Here is a 13,365-nt window from a genome sequence, read left to right on the forward strand (position 1 = left end):
AGGGAGTCATTATGTCTATGTACACAAGGAGTCCCTGTGAGTATTAAACATATCTTTTTAATCTTTGTAGCCTTTACTTGCTCAGCCTGTACAACGTCAGGGCAACTTTATTATGTTGATACTAAGGGTAATAAAAAACTTGGTTGTGATGTTGAGTTTATTGGAATGCCAAGTGTAGATAAATTTGCGGTTGAGTATGCTTTAAGCCTTTGTGCCAAAAGTATTGTAAGAAAAGGTGGTGTTGTTCAAGAACAAGATATCTATCTTCTAAAGGTTGATACCGCTATTCCTGCGGCACCTTGTGGTAAAGCTTGGAATCATGATTTAGCTAAGCAACAGTTTCAGTCTAAAGAATTATCTAAAAAAGAGTATGGTTATATTGTTGCCAATATTGATTTAGAGTTAGCAGAAATCAACAAATGCACATAACAAGCCAATTAGATTGATATCCTTATCGCACGCTTAAACTCATTAAGCACAATATTTTCACATCTTTTTTTAACTTCAATTCTCACATTTACTACGGGCTATAGATTACTTTTAATAACAAAGCGTCATAGCTAACCTGTTGTTTAATAATACGCGATATGTTGAGATGTATCGGTATTTATATCAATGTTGCTGGAGAGTTTATGAGTAATGACCTGTTTCAAAAAGTCCGTTTTGTAATTGCTAAAATCTTTGTGTTTATATTTTTAGGCATGGCGTTAGCTTTGTTGTACTCACTTGGAAAATCGACATTAAGCGGCATTTTGGCAGGTGAAGACGTTACCCAAATCTTCTTAAACGGCATTAATACAGGCATTATTGCGTTGGCAGTGTTTGAGCTAGCCTTAGTGATCCATAAAGAATACTCGGTGGCTGAAGAAAGTAACAATGCCATTGAGAGTTTGCGTGGCACAATTCCGCGTTTTATTGGTACTGTGAGTATCGCGCTTTCATTAGAGGGGCTGATTATGGTTATTAAATACAGCCAACTTGAACTAGCAGGTAACTTGTATTATCCCGTAGCCATTATTATTAGCACCGCGTTTTTACTAGCATCTTTAGGTGTGTTTTTATATTTAACGCGGGACACAACAAATAATAAAACGTAGCAATTTTGTGATAGCCCAAACATTTAAATAGTTGGGCTATTTTTTTGCAATAAGCTTATTACTTAGCGATAGAAAGCCAGCGAATTTGGCCTTTAAATTTTGGGCGAAAAGGACAACACGCACTAATAACTCATTAATATTTTTATACAATTTTGATTTGCTGAGTGTAATTAAGCAATAGATACTAAGCACCATCTAACGCTATGCAAAAACAGGGAACTTAATTGTGTTAACAGCAAAAATTGCGTCTGCGACTATAGGGCTTGCCTTATCTTTTAGTCTTAATGCTAAAGAACAGCCCACAACACAAACAACAAAAAGCGCTATCGAAAGCGTAATTAACAGTTACGTATCACATGGTGCATTTGAAGGAGTGTTACTGGTTTCTCAATCGGGCGAAAAAATATTTGAGCGGGCGTATGGCTTTGCCAATTATGACAATCGTACACCACTTAGCGTAAACAGTTCGTTTCAAATTGCATCGCTTAGTAAACCCATTACAGCCACATTAGTGCTTAAACTTAAAGAGCAAGGTAAACTAAAGCTTGAAAGTACATTAGCCGACTACTTTACTGAATTTGATAATGATATTGGCCGAAAAATCACATTACATCATTTATTGAATCATACATCGGGTATACCTAATCACTTTACGCTCAATAACTGGTTTAATCGTGACTTTCACAACGTAACCACTGAGCAGGCATTTGTTGATGTTATAGCCAATATGCCGTTAAGTGCTGAGCCTGGTGAAGAGCACAATTATTCAAACCCTGCGTACTTTCTGTTAGGTAAAATCATTGAAAAAGCCACAGGGCAATCATTTGCACAGAGTCTAAAAACCAATATTTTAGCACCACTTAATATGACGCATTCGGGTGTCGCCCCTGTTAATACACAAAGTGCTCACGTAATTAAAGCGCATCAATGGCAAGATGCTGGTGGCTATACACGTGAACCAGACAACAACTACAAATTATTTGGTGCAGGAGCCGCCATTTATAGTAGCGCCGATGATTTATATCGATTTGATTTAGCGCTTTATGGCACAGAACTAGTTAATGCACAAAGCAAGCGCCAATTGTTTAACCCTGATTTACCTTACAGTTGGCGAGTAGGTAAATTGCCAATTAGAGAGTCACGTAAAGTGAATGCCCATATGTATGATGGCAAAATAAAAGGCTACAGCAGCATGGTGCTGCGTCTTATAGATGATAAACACAGCGTTATTCTACTTAGCAATAATGGTATGAGTTATCAGTTGAAACGCCAACTAGTAGGGGATATTGCCAAGGTGCTTTATGGCGAGCAGGTACCAAATCGTGAAAATGATGTTGCGCTTGCATTAACCAAAGCGATTACCACTGGCACCTTTGAAAAGGTATTAACCGATATTAAAGCCAACAAATACACATTAGATGAAGGCATGATGACATCGTTTGCCTATGAGTTACTTTGGTCAAACCTAGCAAGTAAATCGTTACAGTTATTTGCTGTGATCGGTAACCATTTTAAACAATCGGAAGATGCGAAACATCATTTTGCAAAGGCGTGTAATCACAGATTAGTTAAGAATTTAGAAGAACGAAACTCTATTTGCGGTGCAACACTTTAAAGGCCTTTAATAATTAACAGGCGTTATGTGAACGAACTTAGGTGTAGGTAGCGTGTTTAGCGATGGCCTACATTTTTTTCGGTGTAGAACGTGAATTATAAGGGCTCTTTTAATCAAGCGGCTTAATGAAGTGATTTACATTAAGCGTTAATTGCACAAGGGTTAGTTAATAGTCGTTATACGTTAATAGCGGAACGCTCTCCGAAGTATTTCTTATTCTCTATTGTCGACAATCAACACCGCTTTAGTCTAATTTAATAAAATTAATTGCCAAAATTGTCGACAATCTGTTGATCTCTTCGTGAATCACTCCTATATTACTCCTAGTTATTGTCGACAATAGTTAGGTTTTAAATTGGAAAATGAAGTAAAAACAGCGTCAGATAAAGTTTTTGTCGACATTCGCCAAGCCATTGTGGAAGGCGAAATAGCGCAAGGCTCAAAAATTTCTGAGCCAGAACTCTCCAAAAAGCATCAAGTTAGTCGCGCAACCTTGCGTGAGGCGCTTAATCGTTTAGAAAGCTGTCATTTAATCGAGCGCAAAGCCAACGTGGGCTGCCGTGTAATTTCGCTTACCCCAGAAAAGTTAGATGAAATTTATCAAGTACGTAGCGCCCTTGAGGGCTTAGCGTGTCGTTTAGCAGCAACCAATATGACAAACGACGAAATCAATCAGGTAAAAGCGTTACTTGATGAGCATTTGTCGACACAACGGGTGCGCCAAGGAGAGTCTTACTACCAAGAAGAAGGTGACTTAGATTTTCACTACCGCATTATTAAAGGCAGTAAAAACAGCCACTTAATTAATCTATTGTGCAACGAATTATACCAATTAGTGCGAATGTACCGAGTGCAAATGGGCATGAATGGCCCACGTGTTAGTAAAGCATTTGATGAGCACTTGGCTATTATTAATGCCATTGCAGCGCGTGATGGCGAATTAGCCGAATTATTAATGAAAAGACATATCGCGGCGTCAGGTAACAATATTGAACGTAAGTTTCAGTAATGTGTGATGCCAATAAAAGTGTAAACAAATTTAGTTAGCGTAACGCTAGCGTACAAATATAAAAATACCGTTCAAAGGAGACATACATGTCAGCAGGTTTGAAGTTTCGCCAAGCATTAGCAGAGAACCAACCGCTTCAAGTGGTCGGCACTATCAATGCCTATACTGCAATGATGGCAGAGAAGGTAGGGCATAAAGCCATTTACTTATCAGGCGCAGGGGTTGCCAACGCAAGTTACGGTTTACCCGATTTAGGCATGACCAGCTTAGATAATGTGCTTGAAGATATTCGCCGTATTACCAGCGCATCTGATTTACCACTACTTGTAGATGCAGATACAGGCTGGGGTGGTGCATTTAATATTGCGCGTACAGTAAAAGAAATGACAAAAGCAGGGCAGCAGGTTTTCATATTGAAGATCAAGTCGCGCAAAAGCGTTGTGGCCACCGTCCAAACAAAGAAATCGTAAGTCAGCAAGAAATGGTTGACCGCATTAAGGCGGCGGTTGATGCAAAAACGGATGAGCATTTTTACATTATGGCGCGTACCGATGCGTTTCAAAAAGAAGGGTTAAATGCTGCAATCGACCGCGCAGCTGCGTGTATTGAAGCAGGTGCCGATGCAATCTTTGCAGAAGCAGTGCACGACCTTGCTGACTATAAAGCATTTAGCGATGCGCTTAATGTACCAATTCTTGCTAATATTACTGAATTTGGCCAAACACCAATTTATTCAAAAACACAATTAGAAGAAGTGGGTGTAGGCATGGTGCTTTACCCACTAAGTGCGTTTAGAGCAATGAATAAAGCGGCACTTAATGTGTACAACACTATTTTAAGTGAAGGCTCGCAAGCAAGCGCAATTGATTCAATGCAAACCCGCGCCGAGTTGTATGACTTCTTAGATTACCACTCGTTTGAAAACACACTTGATAAACTTTTTCAGAATAACAAATAAGGGGCAGGAAAATGGTAGATAAAGCATTAGGCGGAGCAGGATTACGTGGTCAAGTTGCTGGTGAAACAGCGTTATGTACAGTTGGTAAATCAGGCAGTGGTTTAACGTATTGTGGTTATGATATTTCAGAGCTTGCAGATAAAGTTGAATTTGAAGAAGTATCGTACCTTTTAAGCCGTGGCGAATTACCAAATCAATCACAACTTGATGAGTACAAGGCAAAACTAAAATCACTACGTGGTTTACCTGCGGCACTTAAAACCGTTCTAGAATCTATTCCTAAAACAGCGCACCCAATGGATGTAATGCGTACCGGTTGTTCAATGTTAGGTAACCTTGAAATGGAAACCGATTTTAACGATGTGAACGACCATATCGACCGTATGGTTGCGGTTTTCCCAAGTATTATTTGTTATTGGTATCGTTTCTCGCACGACGGTGTACGTGTTGATGTTGAAACTAATGACGATTCAATTGGTGCGCACTTCTTACATTTATTACACGACAAAGCACCAAGCGAGCTATTTGCTAAGGTAATGAATGTATCACTAATTTTATACGCAGAGCATGAATTTAACGCGTCAACTTTCACAGCGCGCGTATGTGCTTCAACGCTGTCTGATGTGCATTCATGTGTAACGGGTGCAATTGGTTCACTGCGTGGCCCACTGCATGGCGGTGCAAACGAAGCCGCAATGGAAATGATTGAAAACTTTACAAGTGCTGATCAAGCTGAAGAAGCACTGATGGGCATGCTTGAACGTAAAGAAAAAATCATGGGCTTTGGTCACGCAATTTACCGCGAGTCTGACCCGCGTAATGTGATCATCAAAAAGTGGTCTGAATTACTTGCAAAAGAAGTAGGCGATGACGTGCTTTATCCAGTATCTGTTCGCTGTGAAGAAGTAATGTGGCGTGAGAAAAAGCTATTTTGTAATGCTGATTTCTTCCATGCATCGGCATATCACTTTATGGGTATTCCAACAGCGTTATTTACGCCAATCTTTGTAATGAGCCGTGTAACAGGCTGGACAGCACACGTGAAAGAGCAACGTGCTAATAACCGTATTATTCGTCCAAGTGCTGATTACACAGGCCCTGAAGCACGCGAAGTACCACCTATTTCAGCGCGTTAATGTCGCGTTACATCAAGGCATGCCTAGCATGCCTTTACTCCGAGTTTGTTGTGGAGCCCATATGAATACCCAATACCGTCAAAAGCTAGGCAATACCGGCCTAGATTATTTTAATGTTGAAGCTGCGGTGAATGCCATTTCACCGGGTAGCTATCAACAATTACCTTATACCTCAAAAGTACTAGCTGAGAACCTCGTTCGCCGCTGCGAACCTGCAATGCTAACTGATTCGTTAAAACAACTTATTGAGCGCAAGCGCGACCTTGATTTTCCATGGTTTCCAGCACGCGTGGTGTGTCACGATATTTTAGGCCAAACCGCACTGGTTGATTTAGCAGGCCTTCGTGATGCTATCGCAGAGCAAGGCGGCGACCCATCACTAGTTAACCCTGTAGTACCTACACAGCTGATTGTTGACCACTCCCTTGCGGTAGAGCACGGTGGTTACGATAAAGACGCGTTTGAAAAAAACCGCGCGATTGAAGATCGCCGGAATGAAGACCGCTTCCATTTTATTAATTGGACTAAAACGGCATTTAAAAATATTGATGTGATCCCACCGGGTAACGGTATTTTGCACCAAATCAACCTTGAGAAGATGTCGCCGGTTGTACAAGCCCGTGATGGCGTTGCCTTCCCAGATACTTTAGTGGGCACAGACAGCCATACACCCCATGTAGATGCATTAGGTGTTATTGCCATTGGTGTTGGTGGCCTTGAAGCTGAAAGCGTAATGTTAGGTCGCGCATCGTATATGCGTTTACCTGACATTGTCGGGGTTGAAATTATCGGTGAGCGTAAGCCAGGTATTACAGCAACCGATATTGTGTTAGCAATTACCGAGTTTTTACGTAACGAAAAAGTGGTGTCTACTTACCTTGAATTCTTCGGTGAAGGTACGCAGCACTTAAATTTAGGTGATCGTGCAACCATTTCAAATATGACGCCAGAATACGGCGCAACAGCGGCCATGTTCTACATTGATGAAAAGACCATTGATTACTTAAAGCTAACAGGCCGTGAAGACAGTCAAATTAAGCTAGTAGAAGAATACGCAAAAACAACAGGCCTTTGGGCATCAGAAATGACTGAGGCGAAATACGAGCGTGTATTAACCTTTGATTTAAGTTCGGTTGGCCGTAATATCGCAGGGCCTTCAAACCCGCATCGCCGCGTAGCAACCAACGAGCTGAAAAACACCGACTTACTGGGTGATTATTCGCATACAGATACACAAATGCCAGATGGTGCGGTAATTGTGGCAGCTATCACTAGCTGTACCAATACATCAAACCCACGCAATATGATTGCAGCAGGTTTAATTGCGCGCAATGCCAATAAACTTGGTTTAACCCGTAAACCTTGGGTTAAATCTTCGCTTGCGCCGGGTTCTAAGGTGGTTAAAAGCTACTTGGAAGAAGCAAACTTACTACCAGAGCTTGAAAGCTTGGGTTTTGGTGTCGTGGGTTTTGCCTGTACATCGTGTAATGGTATGAGTGGTGCGCTAGACCCTGTTATTCAACAAGAAATTATTGAGCGCGATTTATACACGACGGCAGTACTTTCAGGTAACCGTAACTTTGACGGTCGTATTCACCCTCATGCTAATCAAGCGTTTTTAGCGTCGCCACCACTGGTTATTGCTTATGCAATCGCAGGAAGTATTCGTTTTGATATTGAAAACGATGTACTGGGTGTATCGGCTGAGGGTAAAGAAATTCGCTTAAATGATATTTGGCCAAGCGATGAAGAAATTGACGCGGTAATTGCAAAAAGCGTTAAGCCAGAGCAATTTAACGCGGTTTATACGCCAATGTTCGATTTAACCGTGGATTACGGCGAAGACAATAACCCACTATACGATTGGCGCGAAATGAGTACCTATATTCGCCGTCCGCCATATTGGGAAGGCGCACTTGCCAAACCACGCACTATGACAGGCATGCGTCCGCTTGCTGTACTTGGCGATAACATTACAACCGATCATTTATCACCGTCTAATGCTATTCAAGCAAGCAGTGCAGCAGGGGAATACCTAGCCAAAATGGGGTTACCAGAAGAAGACTTTAACTCGTATGCAACGCACCGAGGCGATCACTTAACGGCGCAGCGAGCTACTTTTGCCAACCCTAAGCTGTTTAATGAGATGGTGACAGAGAACGGCGAAGTAAAACAAGGGTCACTTGCGCGTATTGAGCCAGAAGGCAAAGTAACGCGTATGTGGGAAGCAATTGAAACCTATATGGAACGTAAACAACCGCTAATTATTATTGCCGGTGCTGATTACGGCCAAGGTTCATCACGTGACTGGGCGGCAAAAGGTGTGCGCTTGGCAGGGGTTGAAGCCATTGTGGCAGAGGGTTTTGAGCGTATTCACCGTACAAACTTAATTGGTATGGGTGTCATGCCGCTTGAATTTAAAGCTGGCACAACACGTAAAACACTGTCAATTGACGGTACTGAAACCTTTGATGTAAAAGGCGAGCCTGCGCCAGGGTGTGATTTAACGCTGATTATCAATCGCGCAAATGGCGAAGTAGTAGAGGTGCCGGTTACCTGTCGTTTAGATACAGCGGAAGAAGTCTCTATTTACAGTGCGGGTGGTGTATTACAACGCTTTGCACAAGACTTTTTAGCGGAGACAGCAGCGAGTTAATCGCTGCTATACCTCACTATGACAACAAAATACAAAGTCCCTGCAACTTATATGCGTGGCGGCACCAGTAAAGGGGTGTTTTTTAAGCTAAGCGACTTACCGCCTGAAGCACAGGAGCCAGGTGAATTTCGCGATAAGTTACTAATGCGTGCGATTGGCAGCCCAGATCCGTACGAGAAACAAATCGATGGTATGGGCGGTGCAACGTCCAGCACCAGTAAAACAGTAATTGTCGCTAAAAGTGATAAAGCGGATCACGACGTTGATTACTTATTTGGCCAAGTTGCAATCGATAAACCAAGTGTTGATTGGAGTGGTAACTGCGGTAACTTAACGGCCGCCGTGGGCGCATTTGCCATTAACAATGGTTTAGTAGGTGCTGCACGTATTCCGCAAAATGGCGATGTTGAAGTGCGTATTTGGCAAAAAAACATCGAAAAAACGCTGGTGGTGCAAGTACCCATAAAAGATGGTGAAGTTAACGAGGTTGGCGACTTTAAACTTGATGGCGTCGCATTTGCGAGCAGCGAAATTAAAGTACAATTCCTTGCGCCATCCCCAGTGGGCGAAAACATGTTCCCAACCGGGAATTTGGTCGATACGTTAACGGTTGAGGGCTTAGGGGATATTCCAGCCACCATGATTAATGCCGGTATTCCAACTATTTTTGTTAATAGTGATGATATTAACTACAGTGGTGTGGAGCTGCAAGAAGACATCAATGGTGATAGTGACAAACTGGCTTTTTTTGAAAAGCTAAGAATCGCAGGGGCGCTTAAAATGGGTCTAATTAGTGACCCAAGTGAAGCGAAAACGCGCCAGCATACACCTAAAATTGCGTTTGTTTCACCTTCACAAGATTACATTAGCTCAAGCGGTGATATGGTAAAAAGCGCTGACATTGATTTAAATGTGCGTGCGCTTTCTATGGGTAAACTGCACCATGCGATGATGGGCACAGCAGCAGTTGCGATTGCCTGCGCTGCTGTGACAAAAGGCACATTAGTAAATTTAGCTGCTGGTGGCGGTGATATTGCTGATGTGAACTTTGGTCATCCATCAGGCACCATGAAAGTCGGTGCAAAAACAGTTGAAACTGACGCTGGCTGGCAAGCAGAATTTGCTAGTATGAGCCGAAGTGCAAGGGTAATAATGGAAGGGGTGTTACACGTACCTTTGTAAATGTACTGTAAATCATTAATTTTAAAGGGAGCTGTGGCTTCCTTTTTTCGTTCTATAAGCGGGTATTTTGTCTTAAAGTCGTGTAAGAGATCTCTACAGTGCGAGATAATAAATAAACGCGATTGTAAATACGGTGTTAAATCTGATTAAAAAGTACTAAGTCTATGAATAGAAAGGGATACTGTTGACTTAATGTAAATGGCGCTATGGTTGTCCGTGATTCAATGCTTTCTATAATATCCACCGTCGAGAAAATTACTACACAAGGAAAGTAGCATGAAAAAAACATTATTAGCGAGTTTAGTTACGCTTACATCATTTGCAGCCTGTGCAAATGAATACCAGTCAATTTCAAATGCGTCATATGCAGATACGGACTACGATGAAATTGTAAGCATTGGTTCTGTATATTATTTTGATGCGCGTAAAGCACTTGGCCCATACAATGAATTTTCTTACATCAATACCAAGTCGAACATTGGTGCGTTTTATAACGACAATGATGATGTCGATACAATTGGTGTGCACGGTGAATATTTCTTCAATAACTTTGTAGCTGGTGGTAGCTACAGAAATTCAGATTCAAATTGGGGCGATATAGATTATTATGAGGCGTCATTTGGTTATTTATTTACACCTGATTTAATTGCACGTATTCACTACCGTGACTCTGACGCGCGAGGTATAGATGGCAGCTTTTATGCAACAGCACAGTATAATTTAAGCTTAAACACAACGGATTATGTTGGATTTACGGCATCTGTTGACGACGAGTTTGATTACTTAAGCCTAGATACAAAATATTATGCAGAGCTTGGGCAAGGCCGTTATCTAACTGTAAACCTTGATATTAATGCAGGTGATTTCGATCATTGGTTATTAGGCTCAAACTATTATTTCAATGAAGGTTTATCAGTATTTGCATCAGTTAATAAATCAGATGATATTCAAATTGGTGGACGTTATTACTTTAATACCAACTGGGCTTTATCGGGTAGTTATGGTACAAATCTAGATAGCGATTATGATTACGATATGTATCAAATCAACCTAACAGCGCAGTTCTAAAGAGCCGTTGATTGTAATCTTGTAAAAGGGAAGCATTCGCTTCCTTTTTTAATGTGAAAAGATTTTAGTTAACCTGAATGTGGGTTGAGAAACTAGCTAAGCATCTGAAATATAATAACCATCTTGTTTTATTCCTTCTGGAAAGTAATTTGTTATCCCTAGCTCAGGTTAATTAGTCATTCAGTCGTAGACATCACCTTGTTTAATAGCGATAATTTAGCCTAAAGCCAATTTATAAGTAAGGAATACTATGACCCGCGAATTAACCCTATTAGAAGGTCAAACCTTGTTTCAACAAGGCGACAAAGCAGAGCGTATGTATGTGATCCGCTCAGGTAAAATTAAGCTGGTCAAGTCAAAAATGGGACAATCCGTGGTATTAAGTTACTTAGGCGAGGGGGAGTTTTTAGGTGAGATGGCGATTATCACAAACTCATTGCGTAGTTGTTGTGCCATTGCTACGGAAGATACTGTATTGCAAGTATACGAGCGCGAACGCTTTGAAGAAATGTTAGCGAATAACGCGGGTATTGCCGCACGCATCATTGAAGGTTTAGCGCTCCGTTTAGAAAAAACCACAGAACGTTTAATGGAACCTGTCACCCTGTTAGAAGCGGAAGGCGAATAAACGTACAGTAAAGTCAAACTTTGCGTAAAATAGACTAGCACAACGCGTGAACCCATATTTCAAGGTTAATTACTTGTATGTTTAATCAGGTTAGCAAAAAGTGGTTGTTGTATAGCCTGTTATCGTCGTTAATAAGTGTGTGTTGTGTGTACGTTTTGTCAAAAAGTGATGCTTGGCAGCAACTTGAAAACACGGCATTTGATGCACAATCCAATATTATTCCCGCCACAGTCAGTAAAACTGACGTTGTAATTGTCGCAATCGACGAGCAAAGTTTTGCCCACTATCAATCTAGTTGGCCTTGGCCTGCAGGTTATTACACTAATTTACTAAAACGGTTAAATCAGGCAGGCGCACAAGCGGTTGTATTAAATCTACCTATAGATGCTTTACCTAATGAAAGTGAGAAAGAAGCTTCTAATTTGGCAAGCAGTATAACAGCTAGCAATTTACCTGTTTATCTTGCAAAGAGTCAAAGCGGGCAGGACGATTCTTTATTAAATTATTATCGAGATGCGGGTGCAAAAATTAAGTCTTTTGAATTGTCATCTGATCTTGATGGTGTGATAAGACATTTACCGCATAGTAGCAGTATAAGTTACGCGTTTAGCGCACAAAACCCCACAAATAATACCCGAATTCACTTTATTGGCGATACAAACAGCTTTGTAACGATACCTTTCGTCAAGGCTACAAGTGCAAATCTGTTACCCGATCATATTTTTAAAGACAAAATTGTATTAGTAGGCATCGATATTCTTGCCAATACGCGTTTTGGTGACACGGCCATTGACCGCTATCGTACGCCTTTTACTTGGTTATCTGGCAATACAATGTCGGGTGTAGAGGTGCATGCTAACGCGATTGTTAATGTACAAAACGGGTCAAGCATTTCAACGTTAACTGTATTGCAAACCGCATTTTTAGCTTTGTTGGTTGCATTGTTTGCAAGTTATCTATTTACTGCAGCGTCGTTGAAAAAATCACTACTAGGTTTGGCTAAGTTACTTGGTTTCATTGTGATTATTTCACTTTTTGCGTTTTATCATGGTGTTTCGCTGCGAGTAGTAAGTTTGTGTGCAATAGCAATCAGTAGTTATTTATTTTACTTTGTCCTTGGCTTTCGAAAACAGCAAAGACAGCAGCAGTTTATTACTAATGCGTTTTCACGTTATGTATCCGATCAGGTATTGCATGAGCTTAAAGACAACCCTACAACGTTAGAGCTTGGTGGTGAGCGTAAATTTTTAGCGATTTTATTTGCTGATTTAGCTGGGTTTACCAAGCTCGCAGAGCAAACTCAGGCTGAACAAGTTGCTGATATTTTGCATCAGGTGCTGACAGCGCATAGTCGCATTATCGTAAAACACGGGGGCACGCTTGATAAATATTTAGGCGATGCGGTAATGGCATTTTGGGGTGCACCGGTAGCCTGTGAAAACTCGGTTGAAAAAGCGGTTGCTGCGGCAATTGAAATGAATGCAACTTGCGTAAAACTCAGTGAAGAATTGCAACGCCAGGGGTTGCCTGAACTGAAACTGCGTATAGGTGTAAATTATGGCGAAGTTATCGTTGGTCATCTTGGCTCAGATATTTTATTCGATTACACCTGCATTGGCGATGCGGTAAACCAAGCGGCGCGCCTGGAAAGCGTTAATAGATTGTACGGCAGTGATTTATTGATTGGACAAGCTGTTTATGAGCAACTGAATGACAAATCCCACTTTACCTTAATTGATAAAGTTGTTTTAAAAGGTAAATCGCAGGCCATCAATATCTATTGTTATTTCGAAAGCCCATTGCACCAACAGAGATTAGCACAGGCATTTTCAGCGTATTGCGATAAGGATTGGCAAAAAGCGCACACCTACTATCAATCACTTTATTCTGAACCAGAGTTAATGGTTTTATCTACGTTGTTTCTTGAGCGTATCGAAGAATATAAACGGCAAGCACTCCCAGCATCATGGGGTGGTGAGTCATATTTAGATAACAAATGACAGGCTATAATACATT

General features: G+C 41.2%; 10 protein-coding genes and 1 pseudogene. All 11 read left to right on the forward strand.

Annotated elements, in window-relative coordinates; translation table 11 throughout:
• Positions 1-36: 36 nt before the first annotated feature.
• Entirely contained in the window at positions 37-429 is a 393-nt protein-coding gene (locus C2M30_RS08240) for a hypothetical protein (protein ID WP_105171297.1), read from the forward strand.
• Positions 430-632: 203 nt separating this feature from the next.
• On the forward strand, positions 633-1,097 hold the full coding sequence (locus tag C2M30_RS08245) for a hypothetical protein (protein ID WP_010559975.1): 465 nt from the start codon (positions 633-635) through the stop codon (positions 1,095-1,097).
• 226 nt (positions 1,098-1,323) lie between these two features.
• The gene (locus tag C2M30_RS08250; RefSeq protein WP_158683353.1) at positions 1,324-2,712 is read left to right on the forward strand and encodes a serine hydrolase domain-containing protein; all 1,389 of its coding nucleotides are present in this window, start codon (positions 1,324-1,326) and stop codon (positions 2,710-2,712) included.
• A gap of 355 nt (positions 2,713-3,067) precedes the next feature.
• A complete protein-coding gene (locus C2M30_RS08255) occupies positions 3,068-3,721 on the forward strand; it encodes a GntR family transcriptional regulator (protein WP_105171299.1) in 654 nt (217 codons plus the stop codon).
• A gap of 86 nt (positions 3,722-3,807) precedes the next feature.
• Positions 3,808-4,679 (forward strand): annotated as a pseudogene (prpB, locus tag C2M30_RS08260) (methylisocitrate lyase).
• Between the two features lie 11 nt (positions 4,680-4,690).
• On the forward strand, positions 4,691-5,815 hold the full coding sequence (gene prpC, locus C2M30_RS08265) for a bifunctional 2-methylcitrate synthase/citrate synthase (protein ID WP_105171300.1): 1,125 nt from the start codon (positions 4,691-4,693) through the stop codon (positions 5,813-5,815).
• 61 nt (positions 5,816-5,876) lie between these two features.
• Complete coding sequence (gene acnD / locus C2M30_RS08270; RefSeq protein WP_105171301.1) at positions 5,877-8,471, forward strand: Fe/S-dependent 2-methylisocitrate dehydratase AcnD; 2,595 nt, start codon at positions 5,877-5,879, stop codon at positions 8,469-8,471.
• Between the two features lie 18 nt (positions 8,472-8,489).
• Positions 8,490-9,653, forward strand: a complete 1,164-nt coding sequence (gene prpF / locus C2M30_RS08275) for a 2-methylaconitate cis-trans isomerase PrpF (RefSeq protein ID WP_105171302.1) — start codon at positions 8,490-8,492, stop codon at positions 9,651-9,653.
• A 276-nt stretch (positions 9,654-9,929) separates the two neighbouring features.
• Complete coding sequence (locus C2M30_RS08280) at positions 9,930-10,721, forward strand: putative porin (RefSeq protein ID WP_105171303.1); 792 nt, start codon at positions 9,930-9,932, stop codon at positions 10,719-10,721.
• A 250-nt stretch (positions 10,722-10,971) separates the two neighbouring features.
• Positions 10,972-11,349 carry a Crp/Fnr family transcriptional regulator gene (locus tag C2M30_RS08285; RefSeq protein ID WP_105171304.1) on the forward strand — a complete coding sequence of 126 codons (378 nt, stop codon included), beginning with the start codon at positions 10,972-10,974 and terminating at the stop codon, positions 11,347-11,349.
• A gap of 77 nt (positions 11,350-11,426) precedes the next feature.
• Positions 11,427-13,349: an adenylate/guanylate cyclase domain-containing protein gene (locus C2M30_RS08290; RefSeq protein WP_105171305.1), complete on the forward strand. Its 1,923-nt coding sequence runs from the start codon at positions 11,427-11,429 to the stop codon at positions 13,347-13,349.
• Positions 13,350-13,365: the final 16 nt, after the last annotated feature.

Source organism: Pseudoalteromonas sp. T1lg24 (assembly GCF_002964745.1).
GTDB classification, from domain to species: Bacteria; Pseudomonadota; Gammaproteobacteria; order Enterobacterales; family Alteromonadaceae; genus Pseudoalteromonas; species Pseudoalteromonas spongiae.

Bases quoted from the DNA above. Each gene is read 5' to 3' on its own strand.
- acnD (WP_105171301.1), top strand. From the start codon at position 5,877: ATGAATACCCAATACCGTCAAAAGCTAGGCAATACCGGCCTAGATTAT.
- prpC (WP_105171300.1), top strand. From the start codon at position 4,691: ATGGTAGATAAAGCATTAGGCGGAGCAGGATTACGTGGTCAAGTTGCT.
- C2M30_RS08290 (WP_105171305.1), top strand. From the start codon at position 11,427: ATGTTTAATCAGGTTAGCAAAAAGTGGTTGTTGTATAGCCTGTTATCG.
- prpF (WP_105171302.1), top strand. From the start codon at position 8,490: ATGACAACAAAATACAAAGTCCCTGCAACTTATATGCGTGGCGGCACC.
- C2M30_RS08280 (WP_105171303.1), top strand. From the start codon at position 9,930: ATGAAAAAAACATTATTAGCGAGTTTAGTTACGCTTACATCATTTGCA.
- C2M30_RS08285 (WP_105171304.1), top strand. From the start codon at position 10,972: ATGACCCGCGAATTAACCCTATTAGAAGGTCAAACCTTGTTTCAACAA.
- C2M30_RS08245 (WP_010559975.1), top strand. From the start codon at position 633: ATGAGTAATGACCTGTTTCAAAAAGTCCGTTTTGTAATTGCTAAAATC.